Genomic DNA, 16,048 nt, shown 5'->3' with positions numbered 1-16,048 from the left:
AGATTAGGCCACGTAGAAGGGGGTAGATTGAGTCGGTGTGACTGGCTGATTTTGATAAAACAGTTCAAGACGTGAGTAATTAGGCGATTTGGCATCTGTCGCAATAGAATCTGCGAGCGCAACGATTTCTCCAATACAAGTGACAGGCGTATTAGAAGTAGGTGGTTCAATATGTGCAGGCAAGGTAAATGCCAATTCGTAGTCATCGCCACCCGCTAATTGACATAACAAACGCTCAGATAACTCTACCGTGGCTAGTGACTCGCTACTCGGTAATTGATCTAAATGAATACGCATACTGACTGAGCTTTGCTGACAGATATGTCCAAGATCTTGATAAAGACCGTCAGAGATATCGATCATCGAGGTTGCGCCAGCTTGTGCCAAGGCGGCACCTAAGGCAATGCGCGGCGTAGGCATATGCAGTCGGTGCGCCAGCTGCTGACCAATAGGGCTATCGGGGTGCTTGAGAGCATAGGCAGCATCACCGACAGTACCTGATACATAGACTTTATCGCCCACCTTAGCACCTGAGCGATAGACCGCGGGCGTCCTCCCTGTGGCAAGCAATCCCTGCGCACTGACACTCAGCACCAATTGCGCACTGCGCGTGGTATCTCCGCCAATCAACGTCACGCCAAACAGCTGGCAGGCATGAAACAATCCTTTGGCAAATGTCGTAAGCCATTCATGATTCGCTAGACGCTCAGGCAATGCCAACGCTAGCAAAATACTATGCGGCGTCGCGCCCATCGCTGCAATGTCAGAAACATTAACCGCGACCGCTTTATAAGCAATTTCAAACGCAAGCTTATCTACTTGTGCAAAGTCAGCATGAAAGTGACGCCCTTGAACCAATGTATCAATACAGCTCACCAAGCGTGATCTTGCTGGCAATGCCATCACAGCCGCGTCATCACCGATACCTTTTTCGATACCCGTTAATGGCGCATGCGTGGCCTGCATCTGTGAGAATATACGCTCAATCAGCTCAAACTCGTTCATGGCTAGTCTTAGTCTTTGGTATCGTTAGCGTTTTTCTTGCTCGCCTTGAAGTCACTGATATTGGCACTGGCTTTACTGGCACTACTGCGTTTAACGTTAGCTTTGTTAGCGCTGATACGTGGCTTATTTGATGCAGTCGGCGCATTATCGATCGCGCTTTCTGTTTCAGCAGCCGCTTCGATATTGTCAGCTACCGTTACTTCAGCCGAACTCGCTTCAGATTGTTTAGCCGCCGCTTTTTGTGACGTGCGTAGGTTGGCATTGGTATCTGCTTGTACCTCTAAAGCACGTAGCTCACCAGCCATTTTATCCAATACTGCATTGATCAGTTTGTGAGCGTCAGTCGCGCCAAAGTGATTATTCAGCTTCATCGCTTCATCGAGTACAACCTTGTAAGGAATCTCCATACGGTTTTGTAGCTCGTACGCACCAATTAGCAAAATAGCGTGCTCAACGGTATCTAATTTATCAATCTCACGATCAAGGTGTTGGCTGATAAGCGCGTCTAGCGCATCGATCTGCTCTGGGATGTCACGCATCATTTCGTGATAGTAGCCAATATGGACGGTGTGCATAGCGTTGGTTGCGCGCGTGCGTGCCGCGATATCATGCGGTGCATTGTCTTTCCAGCCAAGCTTGCCATCTATATCAAAGCGGCGGTCGGTGACGAGCCACTCGTATAGACCTTGCATGGCAAAGCGGCGCGCCTTACGGATAGCGGTGTGACTGGTCTTGTAAGAAGACTCACTCATATCGAAGGTTTGATCACCTGCACTACTGCTCGCTATACGGGTAGCTTCAGCTTGATTGGCTTGTGCGGTTTTCGCAGCGCTGATAGCGCGCTTGAGTTGGTCAGTCATAGGGGGTCTGTACCTAAATTTTTGAGATGATACCCAGTCAAAATATAAATAACAAAGTAGCTTTTTAGCTTTGTTTATTCAAAATTTTAAAGGGTATAGAAATACGGCGAAAATTCAAAAAATAGCCAATTATCTTGATAGCTGGCGTCATGTTACAAGGTGCTGCTATTGCTCAATAGCAGCACCAGTTAGACTAATAAATTTGAGCTTTAAGGCTTAAGCTTCATCGATATCATCAATATCAAGCTGTGATAGAACAGCAATCATCTCTAATACGACCATCGCAGCTTCAGAGCCTTTATTACCTGCTTTGGTACCGGAGCGCTCGATAGCTTGCTCGATGCTGTCAGTAGTGATGATACCGTTGGCGACAGGGATATTATAATCCATTGCCACAGCGCTCAAACCTTTGGCCGACTCGCTGGCTACAATATCAAAATGTGGGGTGCTGCCACGGATGATTGCACCCAATGCCACAATGGCGTCAAAACGATCTGATTCCGCAGCGCGCTGGGCCACAAGTGGTAGCTCGAATGCACCAGGAACGCGGATAACAGTAATGTTGCTACCCAATACACCATGACGGAGTAGGGCATCAATCGCACCATCAACCAATGACTCAACGACAAAACCGTTAAAACGACCGACGACAATACCAATGCGCGCGTCAGCGTTTTGATGCAAGTTACCATCGATATGAGTCACGTCGTTGCGCTGCTGTTGTAAATTCGACATAAAAAAATCCTTTGCTTAATAAGCGTTCAATTGAAATATAGGCATCAATAAATAGCTAAACAGTCTGATGCGTTCAATCGACTTGGCCGCCTATTATTTTGGCGTTGCTCTAGTTAATTGAACGAAAATAAATGGTTAGCACTATGATAGCATTTTTTTGGGTGTTATTTGTATTTTACGAGCGTGCTACAGACGCATCTGTATCCCTTGTGCTGCCATATAGGCTTTGGCCTCCGACACGGTATACTCACCAAAGTGAAAAATACTGGCGGCAAGTACCGCATCGACGCCGCCTTCTAACACGCCTTCTGCCAAATGTTGCAGGTTGCCGACGCCGCCTGAGGCAATGACGGGCACATTGACGCGGCTCGTAATTTGTTGCATGAGTGCCAAATCGTAGCCTTTTTGGTGCCATCACCGTCCATTGAGGTGACCAGCAATTCACCAGCGCCCAGCTCAGCCATTTTGCTCGCCCAAGCGACGGCATCGATACCGGTTGGCTTACGGCCACCATGGGTGAAAATCTCCCAACGCGGCACAGTAATCCCATCGACGTTGATGTCAGCGACGCGTTTGGCATCGATGGCCACAACGATACATTGGTTGCCAAACTTCTGCGCGGCTTCACCGACGAACTCAGGCGTAAATACCGCAGCTGAGTTAATTGCGACTTTATCTGCGCCCGCATTGAGCAAATTGCGGATATCAGCGATTTTTCGCACGCCGCCGCCTACGGTGAGTGGGACAAATACCGTTTCAGCCATACGCTCGACCGTATGATAAGTGGTATCGCGCTCGTCATTGGTCGCAGTAATATCCAAAAAAGTAATCTCATCAGCGCCTTGTTCATTGTAGCGGCGAGCGACTTCGACAGGGTCGCCTGCGTCTTTGATATCGACAAACTGTACGCCTTTGACCACGCGGCCATTGTCAACGTCCAAGCAAGGAATGATACGCTTTGCTAACATAGGGTCTTTCACCTTATAATCAATTCATAGGCGCTAGTCTAGCAAAATCACTGCTATTTCAGGCAGGTTTTCGCAAGATTATTACGCTTTTCACCATCGTTTTATGATGTGCGGTACAATTGCGGTCATTACCGCATCAATTTATTCTATCTAACCTCTTTACCCAATTGCTATAAGTGAGATGTCATGTCCGTCTATACCCAGTTAACCGATGATCAGTTTGCCGCCTTTTGCCAAAGTTTTGGCGTATCGTTTGCCCGCGCGATTCCGATCACTCAAGGTATTAAAAACTCAAACTGGTTTATTCAAACGACTGACGATGTAGACGGCACCTACTCTTACGTGTTTACATTATTTGAAGAGCGTCCTCCTGCTGATATCGAAAAAATGGCCGTTATCCTCAATCAGTTAAATGGCAAATTACCAGTCGCCGCACCGTTAGCCGTTATTGAGTCAAATGGTTCGCGAACAGATGGTGATGATAAACGCTATGTCATCCATTATGAAGACAAAGCCATCACTTTAGTGCCGTGTCTAGCAGGCTCACATCCCGAGCAAACTACGCAAGCGATGTGTCACGATATTGGCGCAGCATTGGCGACGCTACATGAGACGCTGCAAGCATTGCAGCCAAGTGAGCAGTACGGCGTGCCTTTGTATCCATGGAGCGACGTGCGTGACCGTGAAATGCAGTTCATGCCAGGTGACGAAGCCAAGCTGATGAGCGATATTTGGCGCGCTTATTCAGAGCTGCCATTAGATACCTTGCCAAAAGGTCTATGCCATTTAGATATGTTTGCCGACAATACCTTATGGAATCTACAAAAGGCGAGGCGCGTCTGACAGGTCTACTAGACTTCACCGAAGTCAGCGTCGAGCATTACGTGATGGATATTGCGATCACTATCAATGATTTTTTGTACCACGTGGGGCGGCGCAGAACAAGGTGAATCTGTGAACTTTGACCGCAGTAAAATGGCAGCGTTCTTACAAGGTTATGAATCGATACGTCCACTCAATGGTGAGGAAAAACGTGCACTACCTGTGATGCTAGCAAAAGCGGCCGTGATTTTTTGGTTATTGCGCCTCAATGTGATTCATTACAACCGTACCGAAGGTCGTACGGGTGATAACATCATGGTCAAAAACCCTGACCTAATGAAGCGTCTGGCCGCTTACCATTGGGCGCATGTTGAAAAGTCGCAAAACACCGTATTTGTACTATTAAGCAAACCAGACAATCAAATAGTCGGTGTGTTTAGCAGTATTACCCAAGCTGAGCAAGCACATGATCACTTAACCAACACCAATGATTTTACGATTGAAACATATACGTTAGACCAATTGGCATAAGTATGTTTTACTCAGGTATGTACCTACCAACACTTTGAAGGCGATCCCATGACCGATCACGTTGACAACTGGCACAAACTGGCGCGCTTTGATACCAATATACAAGGCGAGCTGCATGCCAATCTATTACGTAATAACGGCATAACCGTGTCCTTGCAGCCGCTCAGCGCAATCCCTGGTATGAACTCGGGTATCGTTCTCTGGGTAGAAGACACCGTCTTGGCAGAAGCTCAGCGCATTTTGGATACCATCCCAACTGATGGTGCCGCTTTGCTTGATGAGATGAGTGATGCTGACTTTGATGCGCTATCTGCCAATCAAAGCAATGCTACTCAAGGCAATGCTACTCAAGGCAATGCTACTCAAGGCAATGCTACTCAAGGCAATGCTACTCAAGGTAACTCAATAATAGATGACAATAACGGCGGTACTTTATAAATGTGTCAACTCTTAGGAATGAACTGTAATACCCCAACAGATATTGGTTTTAGCTTTGCAGGGTTTCGCAAGCGCGGCGGTATGACGGACAGTCATGAAGATGGCTTTGGTATTGCGTTTTTTGAGCGCAGCGAATGCAGCAATAATGACAAAACCAATGATGAGACGGCAAATGACTCAACGGGTCTGCGTTTGTTTCATGATAATCGTCCAAGCCATCTATCGCCAGTCGCTGATTTGGTTAACAACTATCCAATCAAAGCCATGAACGTTATTGCGCATATTCGTAAAGCGACGCAAGGGCAGAACTGCTTGGCAAACACCCATCCATTCGTCCGTGAAGTCTGGGGCGAACAGTGGGTATTTGCGCACAATGGACAGATGAATAGCGAATTTATCAAACGCTGTCAGCGCTTGCAAGACAACGGCAATGCCGCGCATTGTCAACCAGTAGGCAGTACTGATTCTGAGATGGCATTCTGCTATTTGGTCAATCGTTTAAAGAGCAGCTTTAAAACCCGTCCTGATGACAAGACACTGTTTAATTTTTTGACCACGCAATGTCGCTATCTATCGGCCAATGGGTTATTTAATTGCTTAATATCCAATGGCAGGTGGCAACTGGCGTATGCAGGTAGCTTACTGTTTTATCTCACGCGCAAAGCGCCATTTGGTGAAGCCAAACTGGCGGACGATGATATGGCGATTAATTTTAGCGATGTCACCACCGATACCGATAAGGTGACGATTTTGGTGACCGTGCCATTGACTGAAAATGAGAAGTGGCAGCAGCTCGCCGTCAATGAATGCTTAATCTTTCAAGATGGTGACGTCATTTATAAAGACAGCCCAAGTCAGCGCAAGTTTTTGACCGTTGAGGAAGGGATTGCGATTGCAAGGGAAGTTGGGGCGAGTGTTTAGCGGTCAATGGATATCTAACGTTGTTTAAATATAAACCCCACAACACCGCTTAAACTTCTCCCCTGAGCCACAAATACACGGCTGTTTTTGGCTCACGTTCATGCGCACGGTCGGGTCGATAAAGTACCAGCGTGCATCTTGATTAGTTTTGTTTGTAACCTTTACGAAAGCAGACAACTCGTGGTGCGCTTGTATTTTTCCTGCTAAATCATTTGTATTATCTTTGGTATTAAAATAAGCCTTAAACTCAACCTGTGCATGTCTTTTACCAAGCTTTGGCTTGTGTTCTACAATCTCTAATCCTGCCCAATCGGTCTTGGTGGCCCATTCCTCAATTGCTGTCACATCAAGTAAGCTTTGCTGCGCGGGTAGTGTGGTTTTGACGATGTATTCTGGCTTGATAAGCACAAAAGCGCTATAACGCGTGCACATCAGCCGCTCCGCCGTTTCTGCCTGTACGCCGTCAGTTTTATCCGCTTCTTTATTTAACAGGCTGTCATGATAAGGCTGACAGCAGTCTTTATAAAGTAGGGGCGCGGTGGTGGTTTCTGACGCGGGGTTGATTTGGCAAGGGCAGGTTTGGAGGGCGGCAGAAGTCGACATAGTGTACTCTCATTATTTATCATTTTTTGCTGGTAGAGGCGGCCTTAACTTCGCCAGCCTTTTATCAATTCTGGCCATAGACCGAGCTTAAGCTTTGCCCAAGCTGCAGGATCACTGACCTGTTGCCAAAAGGTGTCAAACGGCGGCGCGATATATAACAATAACGCCAAAATAACGTATAGCAGCAAATACCACCATTTGTCTTTATGCTGATAAAACTTCATCGCCGTACCCGACGAGCGCTTCATTTTCATATTGGACAAATTGACGCTATACAATTCGTCCAATGATAAATGCACCATCGCGCCACCAAATAAAAACAGACCATAAAACCAACTGGTTGTCAGCGGTAGATGCAGACCATAATAGCTTAGACAGGTTAACCCCAGTCCAAGTATCGCCATATAAGGCACAGAGTGGATAACGCCGCGATGTACGGTCATGGTGGTAAAAATATGAAAGATCACATAACGCATAAAACCATAACCCGCCAGCCATAATGCGATCAATGCGAGCAAGCTCAAATCACTACGCCAATGCATGACCAAGCCAAAGGCAAAGACAAACGAGGTAATATTAAAACCCAGCTTAATCGGTGTTGAATTATCTGAATCCAAATCTGGTAGCAATCCACCGATGGTACCAAGCGCCACGCATACTAAAAACCCTGAATCATCAATCAATCCAGCTTTATAAACCGTCAAACTCAGGGTGCCGCTGACCATAAAAGCGACATTTAAGTGGGTATTAAAATTTGCCATAAAAACTCATCAATAAAGAGCGCGCGAACACAACGTTTCGAGCTGCCCGTCTAGCCGTAAAAAAGCGCACCATGATACCATAGAGTAGCCAGACATCTAACAGAGATAGCCTTTAAGAGATAGCGCCTATGCCTGCCAGTGATTTACCTACCAAACCTGATTCTAACGCCTGTATTGAGCCGCCTTCTAAAATAGAGGGCACACTTGATAACAGCTTTGCTGAGATTGATTGGCAAGCGCCGTGGCTGTTGCACATTACTCAACGACATTACTTGAGCACCACTATTGAGCACCTTAGTAGACCAAGTCAGCAGATGAATAACTTAAGTGAATCGAGTAGTTTGGATAATGCAGAAAGTCTAGATACGCATGGTATCAATGCTTGTAACATCAGCACGCCTGACACGATTGCCAACGTCTTAAAAACGGCGATGCAGCAGCAGGCCAATCATTTAGAGCAGCCATTACCGCAGACCAAACCTACCCATAACCAAACGCCTCAAACGCTACAGTTTGTCTCTCAAAATGCATTGCCCGATGGCGAGGCTTACGAAAGTTTTATCGGCAGTACGGGCAATATCCCGACGCGTGATAACTTACACGACTTATTTAACGGCAGTATTTGGCTGACTTTTCCTAAGACCAAAGCCCTGCTAAACCACTATCATATGCTTGAGATTGAGCAGCAAGGGGTCGGTGCCAGTCGAGGGCGGGTGCGCGATACCATCACTGTGTTTGATGAAAACGGCGCGGTATTGGTTACCGCCAATCCTAGTATTGGCGAGGCGTTGATTGGCTTTGACTGGCAGGGCAGTTTGGTGCAGCCGCGCACGCAGTGGGATGACCCTACAAGTCCTAGTCCAAACGCGCAAGCGGTGGTTTATATTTTTGGTCATGCTCTCCTTGAGCAATTGATAACGCCGCGTAAGCCCTTGTGCGCGCATAGTGTGGTCATCAGCGTCGGCCAAGATTTCTTTGCCTTGTCAACGCAGCAGCGCATCGCCTTTTGGATAATAAATTGGCTGATTATATGAATGAATTATTATCAAAGGACACAGTCACACCGTGTCATTTATCGCCATTGCCCATTTTAGGTGTGCCGCATTTTTGGGCCGAGAATGAAGATTCTCATTTTTATGATGATGCATTTGTGTTTCGTAGTGGTCGCCGTAAAAAATAATAAAAATGGATTTGGCTAGCCTCTCATTAATAAAGCGCTAACACATTGTTACAGTTACGATTGTGCCACGATTTGACTACGTCCAGACGTTAACAAAGTACTATATATTTGTTATGGTAAAAACAAGCTGATGTCAGGTCTTACAAGCACTTTTACAGCTTGGGTTGATGAAACATATATCTTAGGATTTTTGTCTTACATGGTTTTGTAATAATGAATGTTTTTAGTGCCTACTTTGACACAGTGTTTCTTTAATAAACCACCATTTATTGAGCCACCAATATCCACATAAATGCTAAATTGTAACTGGCCATTTATGTTTAGGATTTATAACAACGATAAGGAAGCTACCATGAGTGATATTTTTAATGTAAAAGACACCATTTCGGTCGATGGCAAGGAGCATGCCTATTATAGCTTGCCCAAACTTGCCGAGACTTACGACAATATCAATACGCTACCATACTGTATGAAAGTTGTACTAGAGAACCTATTGCGTAACGAAGATGATGGTCAGTCTGTCGGCAAAAACCACATCGAAGCAGTGGCCAACTGGGACGCTGGCGCTGAGGCGTCCAAAGAGATTGCCTTCATGCCAGCACGGGTAGTGCTGCAAGATTTCACCGGCGTGCCATCAGTCGTCGATCTGGCAGCGATGCGTGATGCGGTAGTGGAGCTTGGCGGTCGTGCTGAGCAAATCAACCCATTTATTCCTAGTGAGCTGGTCGTTGACCACTCGGTACAAGTGGATGCTTATGGCCGTGAGGGATGCGCTGGATCTCAACGAAAAGATTGAGTTTAAGCGTAATAATGAGCGTTATGAGTTCTTACATTGGGGCCGTAATGCCTTTGAGAACTTTGTCGTTGTCCCGCCCGCGACGGGTATCGTGCACCAAGTCAACCTTGAGTATCTTGCGCGCGTAGTCATGGCAGCGGATGTCGATGGCGAGCTGACCGCCTATCCTGACACGGTATTTGGTACCGACAGTCACACGACGATGATTAATGGTATCGGTGTGCTTGGTTGGGGCGTTGGCGGTATCGAAGCTGAAGCGGCGATGCTCGGTCAGCCGTCTTCGATGCTCATCCCGCAAGTGGTTGGCTTTGAGCTGACAGGCAAACTCAGTGAAGGCGTCACCGCAACGGATCTCGTCTTGCGTGTGGTCGAGATGCTACGAGCACATGGCGTGGTCGGTAAGTTTGTCGAATTCTACGGTGAAGGCTTGCATCAAATGCCATTAGCGGATCGGGCGACGATTGCCAATATGTCGCCAGAATATGGCGCGACTTGTGGTATCTTCCCGATTGACCAAATGGCGATTGACTATCTGCGTCTATCAGGCCGTGACGAAGCGCAAATTGAGCTGGTCGAAAAATATGCCAAGGCGCAAGGCTTATGGCATGATGCCGATACGCCAGCGGCGACTTACTCGAGCAAGCTAGAGCTCGATCTATCGTCAGTACAACCAGCATTAGCAGGGCCGAACTTGCCGCAGCAGCGTATCAACCTGTCTGATATGCATGAGAAGTTTGGCGAAACGCTAGAAAAAATGACCAAAGACCGCAAGTCAGAAGTCGAAGGCAAAGTACGCTTTGACCAAGAAGGCGGCGAGCAAGAGCAAGCGGAACACTTGGCAGCTGAACCAAAGATCGACGTTGACACCGAAACTGACGATAGCAAAGGCTACCAGCCAGCCAATAACGTGTTCTCAAGCGTTAATATTGACGAAAAAGAGCACAAATTGCGCGATGGTTCAGTCGTGATTGCCGCTATTACCTCTTGTACCAACACCTCGAACCCAGCCGTCATGATTGGTGCTGGATTGGTCGACAAAAGGCCGCTGCCAAAGGCCCTCAAAGCCAAGCCTTGGGTTAAGACCTCATTGGCACCTGGGTCAAAAGTAGTCACCGATTATCTTGAAAAACCAAACTGATGGATGAGCTCGAAAAACAGGTTTTTATTTGGTCGGTTACGGTTGTACCACGTGTATTGGTAATTCAGGTCCGCTTCCTGATGTGATCGAAAAAGGCATCGAAGAGAACGATTTAGTCGCTGCCGCGGTCTTGTCAGGTAACCGTAACTTTGAAGGTCGTATTCACTCACACGTCAAGGCCAGCTACCTAGCATCGCCGCCATTGGTTGTCGCTTATGCCTTAGCAGGTACAGTCGATATTGACTTGACTACCCACCCACTCGGTCAAGACCAAGACGGCAATGATGTCTATCTAAAAGACATTTGGCCAACGTCAGATGAGATCAACGAGCTGATTGCCAATAATATCGATGCTGATATGTTCCGTAAAAACTATGGTGAAGTGTTCGACGGTAGTAAAGAGTGGAACGCGATTAGCTCAGCCGATAGCCAGCTATATCCATGGGATGAAGGCTCAACGTACATCAAAAATCCACCGTTCTTCGATGGTATGACCATGGAGCCAGAGGGTATCCCTGATATCGAAGGTGCGCGTATCTTAGGTCTGTTTGGTGACTCAATCACCACCGACCATATCTCACCTGCGGGCAATATTGATCCAAATTCACCAGCAGGTAAGTACCTGCAAGAGCGCGGCGTCATGGAAGCGGACTTCAACAGTTATGGCTCACGCCGTGGTAATGATGCAGTCATGACTCGTGGTACCTTGCCAATATCCGTATCAAAAACCAAATGATGGGCGGCAAAGAAGGCGGTTATACCTATTACTTCAAAGATGATAAGTCGACGCTACAAGATGGCGAAGAAATGGCTATCTATGATGCAGCGATGAAGTATAAAGAAGACAAGCGTCCGCTCGTCGTCCTCGGCGGGGCGGAGTATGGCTCAGGCTCTAGTCGTGACTGGGCAGCGAAGGGTACCATTCTGCTTGGTGTCAAAGCGGTACTCACCACTTCATTTGAGCGTATTCACCGTTCAAACCTAGTTGGTATGGGTGTGCTGCCATTGACTTTCAAAGATGGCGAAGACGCTCAAACCTACAAGCTCGATGGCTCTGAAGTACTGAGCATCACTGGCCTAAACAATGGCGAGAGCAAAACCGCTCAAGTCACTGCCACCCGCGCCGATGGCTCGACCGAAACCTTTGAGGTCAATGTCGGCCTACAGACACCAAAAGAGCGCGAATACGTGCGTCATGGTGGCGTGTTGCACTATGTACTGCGTCAATTGGCAAGCGAGAGCAAAGAAGCAGGCTAATCGCTAGTTATACTCAATATGGAATGTAGTATCATAAAAAATGCTCAGCCGATTGGTTGAGCATTTTTTTGTCCGCTACGATTTTCATATCAGCATCATATATCGCTGAATAGGTTCAATCTGTACTTGCATACAACCGATCTCTGACCATGACTAAAGCTGACAATGCTGCTTGCTCATTGGGTACATCAGGCAACTGACTGCGCTCAAAAGCGGTGGCAATCTGGATGCTTAGATGATCAGCCTGTTCCAATAGTTCGTTGTACTCACTTTGACCTGCTTTGATGCTCAGCAACGCATCACGATTAGGACGCTCGACGATGACTTTGCCAGTCGTGGCAATATCGTATGCCATCTCAAGTAGACGAATGGTATGCATCATATTTTTAGCATCATATTCTTTGGCGTGAGCAATGGTAGATTGATAGCGCGTTTCATTGCGGTTAGCAACCCACTGCCAGTATTCTTTATAGTCTCGGCAGTATTTACTATAGCCTTGCTCATTAAACGACAGATAAGCGATAGGCGTCATACCTTTTGAATGGCACTTAGGCGCAGCTGAGTGGCATCTGCATGCTGATACAAGCCCGAAAATCTAAGTGTCTCAGTTTTATCAATATACATGGCATACATGTGCGTCGCTTTTGCCATCGCTGCCAGTCCAATACTTCGCTGATCGATTGCGGTTTTCTGTAACCACTCGTTCAGCGGCATACTACGCCCATCTATAAATACGCTGCAAAATTCTAAAATGGATTTTTTTTCACGGTCCATCGGATTGACGATCTTTTGTTTAATCCGCGTGCTTTTTTGATTTGACTACTCGCAAAGCCTGCGAAGGTTTTTTGACACAATTTGCTAATGAACCAATCAGCAGAAAAATGTGCCATGAGCGGATGTTGATATAGGATGTGCTCGGCTGGTGTGGCAAGCAATTCCATCATATTGGGATTGTTTTGCAGCAACAGCTCAATATAGCGTCCAAGCTCATAGTAGACGATATCATTGCTACGATTACTGACTTGCGCGATATAGTCGCCGTGGCGAGCAAAGTAATAAGACTTTGGCAGATAAAACACGCCTTTGATGTCAGTGTCTGAATCGGCGGTCGCGAGGCCATAAGCGCGACTACCTGAGACGCACTCTAAGAGAATCAGCCCTTCAGCTTTGAGGCGCTCTATGGTTAAAGGGGCTGCTGGCATAACGGGCTTCTCTTTTTTGATATTGAATGTGTCATCTATATTGGTTGCCATTTAACCTAAATATTAGCCATATACTGTTATATCGAGCGTACAACGCTACGATAAAACGCATTTAAGGGGGCAATATCGGAAGCCGTGGTGGGTGCAAAAGTGGGGTTGTCGATGCTGGCGCGTAGTGATGCAATCGCGTTGATCATTATTGGTGAAAGCTGGTGTATGTAACTTTCATCTTGCGTGCGCTTGATATCAATCAAGGTTAGTATCTCAGTTTGCACTTTTTGCTCAAACAGCTCAAGCATCTGCTTCATGATGACTGGCGGCGGCGTATGCATTGTTAATATCCACTTTGCCGCAAGCAGTGCGCGCAGTAAGTAAAACACTTTTTGAGGCGCACAGGTGCATTAAGGTCGAGATCACGACTGGCATTTTTGCCATACCGAGGTAATGGTGAAACACGGTGATAGGTTGAAAATAGTCTATGCTCAATGCTTGCAAGTGTGCCATTAGGTCGGTCTGCTGCTCATAAACAATAGGTGAGTGTAGCCATTCAAATACCACTGCATTGGATTTATAGAGTAGCTGTAGAGCTTTTTGATGTCCCAGCCACCAATGTCAAATGGTACTGAGAGCAGATCGTTTTGGATAAACTCAAACGTGTCTTTACCCTCAAACAAACTCAAGTACCAGTCAGACGGTTGGCAATACAGCAGACGGACATCATAGTCGCTATCAGGTGAGGCGAAGCCCCATGCACGGCTGCCACTTTCAATAGCGTGCAGACAAGTAATCTGCCGCATCTGACAAACCTGCTGTATGGCTTGAATAATTTGATCGGTATCGTTGTTTTGCATAGAAGATATCATCGGCGGTTGTTTGTTAATGAGTATACAACAGCATAAAGGAGATGTGCGGTAATGATGAAATAGCAATCTTGATATATTAGGATGAGATAGTAAATTATTATTGCTATGGACTAATTTCCAACATACCCCAACTCAAAAATTACTCAACCCTTCTCAGTCAATAACTTAATCCCCAGCCCAATAAACACCATACCGCTGACTCTATTTAACATTGTTTCAATAGAGGGGTTTTCCCGCAAGCGTGTACTAAATCGCGCCGCCAATAGCGCCAAACATAAGCACCATATAAAGCCAGTGGTAGCAAAAGTCAGTCCCAACATCAAAAATGACAGCATGCCATAAGCATAACTAGGGTCGATAAACTGCGGAAAGAACGCAATAAAAAACAAGGCAACCTTTGGATTAAACACATTGGTCAACATGCCTTGCTGATAGATTTTCCACCCGTCTAAGGCCTTTTGGTTAGTCACATTCTGAGCTTTAGACAAACTGTTTGCGATTGAGTTCGAGTTTTTGCTCGTTAGCATTTTAAAGCCTAGATAACACAAGTAAGCCGCACCGATATATTTAACAAGCATAAAGGTGGTAGGGGGAGTTGGCGAGTAGGACTGACAATCCTAGTGCTGCCAATAGTGTATGTACCAAAGTGCCCGAGGTAATGCCCAATACAGAATATATTCCTGCGGCTTGCCCTTGCGAGACACTACGAGTGATGATATACATGCTATCAGTGCCGGGCGTGAGGTTCAATAAAATAGCCGCTAGGACAAACCCTAGGTAGTTTTCAATACCAAACATAGCCAATACCTTCCTTTAATAGCACCAAAAATTCATACGTCGTAGGACATTTTTATATTGTACAGAATACTTATGGAGTAGATAGTAGCGAGCATTGAATAGCTTGGCAATAGCGCGGATAGCTATGAAAAGAACTGCGTTAAGATATATTAGAGAAATGACAGACGTAAAAAAGCCCAGACACCGGATGATGAATGGGCTTTTTTATTGTTCGCTTATTAGTCTGATCTGATGCTAAGCAAAAGGGCTAATAAGTGACGCCGAATAGTGGCGTCCCCAGGGGGATTCGAACCCCGTTACCGCCGTGAAAGGGCGGTGTCCTAGGCCTCTAGACGATGGGGACGCATAGAGTGTTATAACCAGTGGTTACAACGGTACTTCACAATATCAGATAGCTTATCTATTAATAATAGAGCAAGCCTTGCCTAGGTGCTGATATCGTCCTACTAGCGAGTATTTACGATTACGTTTCAGTAATACTGAGCGTTGCTATAAATAAAGTATGGTGGAGCTAAACGGAGTCGAACCGTTGACCCCTTGCATGCCATGCAAGTGCTCTACCAACTGAGCTATAGCCCCTCGCTAAGAGTGTGCGTATTTTATGTAAGAGCGGCAGTCTTGTCAACCACTATTTTAAAAATAATTCATAAATATGCAAAAAAAAGCGTTTTAGCCTATTTTAAAGGCTAAACAAACCCAAATTAGCGTGGATTTTGCTTAAGCGCGATCTCTTTGATGGCTTTATCGGTATAAAACTCTGCTTCGCTACAATCAGAAAAAATAATCGCACAGCATTCCGTTGGCACATATTGACCGCCTTTTTCTCGGATTGTTCTGATACTTTTGACCCCAATGATGTCATATTTGCCTAATTTATCTAGATTATGCTTGGTATAACCGCAGTAAGTGCGGTATATCCATTTTAAATCTTCAAAATCCTGACCTGTGGTTAGGGTAAGGTTTGCCTCAAAAGCTCTTTTACGATGGTATCGTAGTATTTTTGCGCTTCTTTTAGGGTGTTAAACACATAATCTTTGCTTTCTATTATGACGGTTTTGGCGGCCATGTTCATTTCCAATCGATAATTTTAAGTAAATATCAGTGCTAAGACAAGACTGGGCAGTCATCACCTTACTATGCTAATAATGTCTTACAAATTATTTGCTCTAC

At 46.0% G+C, this 16,048-nt stretch carries 12 protein-coding genes, 2 tRNA genes and 6 pseudogenes; 5 read left to right on the top strand and 15 right to left on the bottom strand.

All coding sequences use genetic code 11. The features are described from left to right. Positions 1 to 3 precede the first annotated feature (3 nt). From thiL to hisF, 4 genes and pseudogenes are all read right to left on the bottom strand, one after another. Positions 4 to 1,005 carry a thiamine-phosphate kinase gene (gene thiL, locus PKHYL_RS16235; protein ID WP_240365618.1) on the bottom strand — a complete coding sequence of 334 codons (1,002 nt, stop codon included), beginning with the start codon at positions 1,003 to 1,005 and terminating at the stop codon, positions 4 to 6. A 29-nt stretch (positions 1,006 to 1,034) separates the two neighbouring features. Next, positions 1,035 to 1,865, bottom strand: a pseudogene (gene nusB, locus PKHYL_RS16230) (transcription antitermination factor NusB); the annotation flags it as partial. Positions 1,866 to 2,081: 216 nt separating this feature from the next. After that, positions 2,082 to 2,600, bottom strand: a complete 519-nt coding sequence (gene ribH, locus PKHYL_RS16225; protein WP_057762077.1) for a 6,7-dimethyl-8-ribityllumazine synthase — start codon at positions 2,598 to 2,600, stop codon at positions 2,082 to 2,084. A 186-nt stretch (positions 2,601 to 2,786) separates the two neighbouring features. Further along, positions 2,787 to 3,568, bottom strand: a pseudogene (gene hisF, locus PKHYL_RS16220) (imidazole glycerol phosphate synthase subunit HisF). A gap of 186 nt (positions 3,569 to 3,754) precedes the next feature. Here hisF and PKHYL_RS19135 point away from each other — a divergent pair. The 3 genes and pseudogenes from PKHYL_RS19135 (at position 3,755) to PKHYL_RS16200 (ending at position 6,280) form a co-directional block, all read left to right on the top strand. Further along, positions 3,755 to 4,921, top strand: a pseudogene (locus tag PKHYL_RS19135) (homoserine kinase). A gap of 48 nt (positions 4,922 to 4,969) precedes the next feature. Continuing rightward, entirely contained in the window at positions 4,970 to 5,359 is a 390-nt protein-coding gene (locus PKHYL_RS16205) for a hypothetical protein (RefSeq protein WP_240365614.1), read from the top strand. Further along, on the top strand, positions 5,360 to 6,280 hold the full coding sequence (locus tag PKHYL_RS16200; protein WP_071002746.1) for a class II glutamine amidotransferase: 921 nt from the start codon (positions 5,360 to 5,362) through the stop codon (positions 6,278 to 6,280). It abuts the gene before it with no gap. A gap of 24 nt (positions 6,281 to 6,304) precedes the next feature. On the opposite strand, the gene PKHYL_RS16195 is transcribed toward PKHYL_RS16200, so the two are convergent. Beyond that, the gene (locus PKHYL_RS16195) at positions 6,305 to 6,883 is read right to left on the bottom strand and encodes a YchJ family protein (RefSeq protein ID WP_071002747.1); all 579 of its coding nucleotides are present in this window, start codon (positions 6,881 to 6,883) and stop codon (positions 6,305 to 6,307) included. A gap of 44 nt (positions 6,884 to 6,927) precedes the next feature. Beyond that, complete coding sequence (locus PKHYL_RS16190; protein WP_071002748.1) at positions 6,928 to 7,644, bottom strand: metal-dependent hydrolase; 717 nt, start codon at positions 7,642 to 7,644, stop codon at positions 6,928 to 6,930. Positions 7,645 to 7,772: 128 nt separating this feature from the next. Between PKHYL_RS16190 and PKHYL_RS16185 the strand changes: the two are divergent. After that, positions 7,773 to 8,824: pseudogene (locus tag PKHYL_RS16185) on the top strand (DUF3025 domain-containing protein). 352 nt (positions 8,825 to 9,176) lie between these two features. Then, positions 9,177 to 12,015: pseudogene (locus PKHYL_RS16175) on the top strand (aconitate hydratase). A gap of 115 nt (positions 12,016 to 12,130) precedes the next feature. Here PKHYL_RS16175 and PKHYL_RS16170 read toward each other — a convergent pair. From PKHYL_RS16170 to PKHYL_RS16140, 9 genes and pseudogenes are all read right to left on the bottom strand, one after another. Next, complete coding sequence (locus PKHYL_RS16170; protein ID WP_240365611.1) at positions 12,131 to 12,547, bottom strand: hypothetical protein; 417 nt, start codon at positions 12,545 to 12,547, stop codon at positions 12,131 to 12,133. Continuing rightward, on the bottom strand, positions 12,544 to 12,729 hold the full coding sequence (locus PKHYL_RS16165) for a hypothetical protein (protein WP_240365610.1): 186 nt from the start codon (positions 12,727 to 12,729) through the stop codon (positions 12,544 to 12,546). The genes PKHYL_RS16170 and PKHYL_RS16165 overlap by 4 nt, the downstream gene beginning before the upstream one ends. Positions 12,730 to 12,761: 32 nt before the next feature. Further along, the gene (locus tag PKHYL_RS16160; protein WP_240365609.1) at positions 12,762 to 13,268 is read right to left on the bottom strand and encodes a DNA polymerase beta superfamily protein; all 507 of its coding nucleotides are present in this window, start codon (positions 13,266 to 13,268) and stop codon (positions 12,762 to 12,764) included. A 26-nt stretch (positions 13,269 to 13,294) separates the two neighbouring features. Then, positions 13,295 to 13,597: a DNA polymerase beta superfamily protein gene (locus PKHYL_RS17860; protein WP_269778196.1), complete on the bottom strand. Its 303-nt coding sequence runs from the start codon at positions 13,595 to 13,597 to the stop codon at positions 13,295 to 13,297. Beyond that, positions 13,509 to 14,014 (bottom strand): annotated as a pseudogene (locus PKHYL_RS19130) (nucleotidyltransferase domain-containing protein). Before PKHYL_RS19130 ends, PKHYL_RS17860 begins: the two are co-directional and overlap by 89 nt. A gap of 209 nt (positions 14,015 to 14,223) precedes the next feature. Further along, a complete protein-coding gene (locus PKHYL_RS16150; protein WP_269778194.1) occupies positions 14,224 to 14,658 on the bottom strand; it encodes a LysE family translocator in 435 nt (144 codons plus the stop codon). Beyond that, complete coding sequence (locus tag PKHYL_RS17850) at positions 14,648 to 14,878, bottom strand: LysE family translocator (RefSeq protein ID WP_269778193.1); 231 nt, start codon at positions 14,876 to 14,878, stop codon at positions 14,648 to 14,650. Before PKHYL_RS17850 ends, PKHYL_RS16150 begins: the two co-directional genes overlap by 11 nt. Before the next feature lie 268 nt (positions 14,879 to 15,146). Then, positions 15,147 to 15,221, bottom strand: a tRNA-Glu gene (locus PKHYL_RS16145). A 160-nt stretch (positions 15,222 to 15,381) separates the two neighbouring features. Further along, positions 15,382 to 15,457 (bottom strand) — tRNA-Ala (locus tag PKHYL_RS16140). Positions 15,458 to 16,048: the final 591 nt, after the last annotated feature.

Source organism: Psychrobacter sp. KH172YL61, from assembly GCF_007182895.1.
GTDB lineage: Bacteria > Pseudomonadota > Gammaproteobacteria > Pseudomonadales > Moraxellaceae > Psychrobacter > Psychrobacter pacificensis.
The sequence above is the reverse complement of the archived record's forward strand: the minus strand, read 5'-3'. Positions and strand labels throughout refer to the sequence as shown.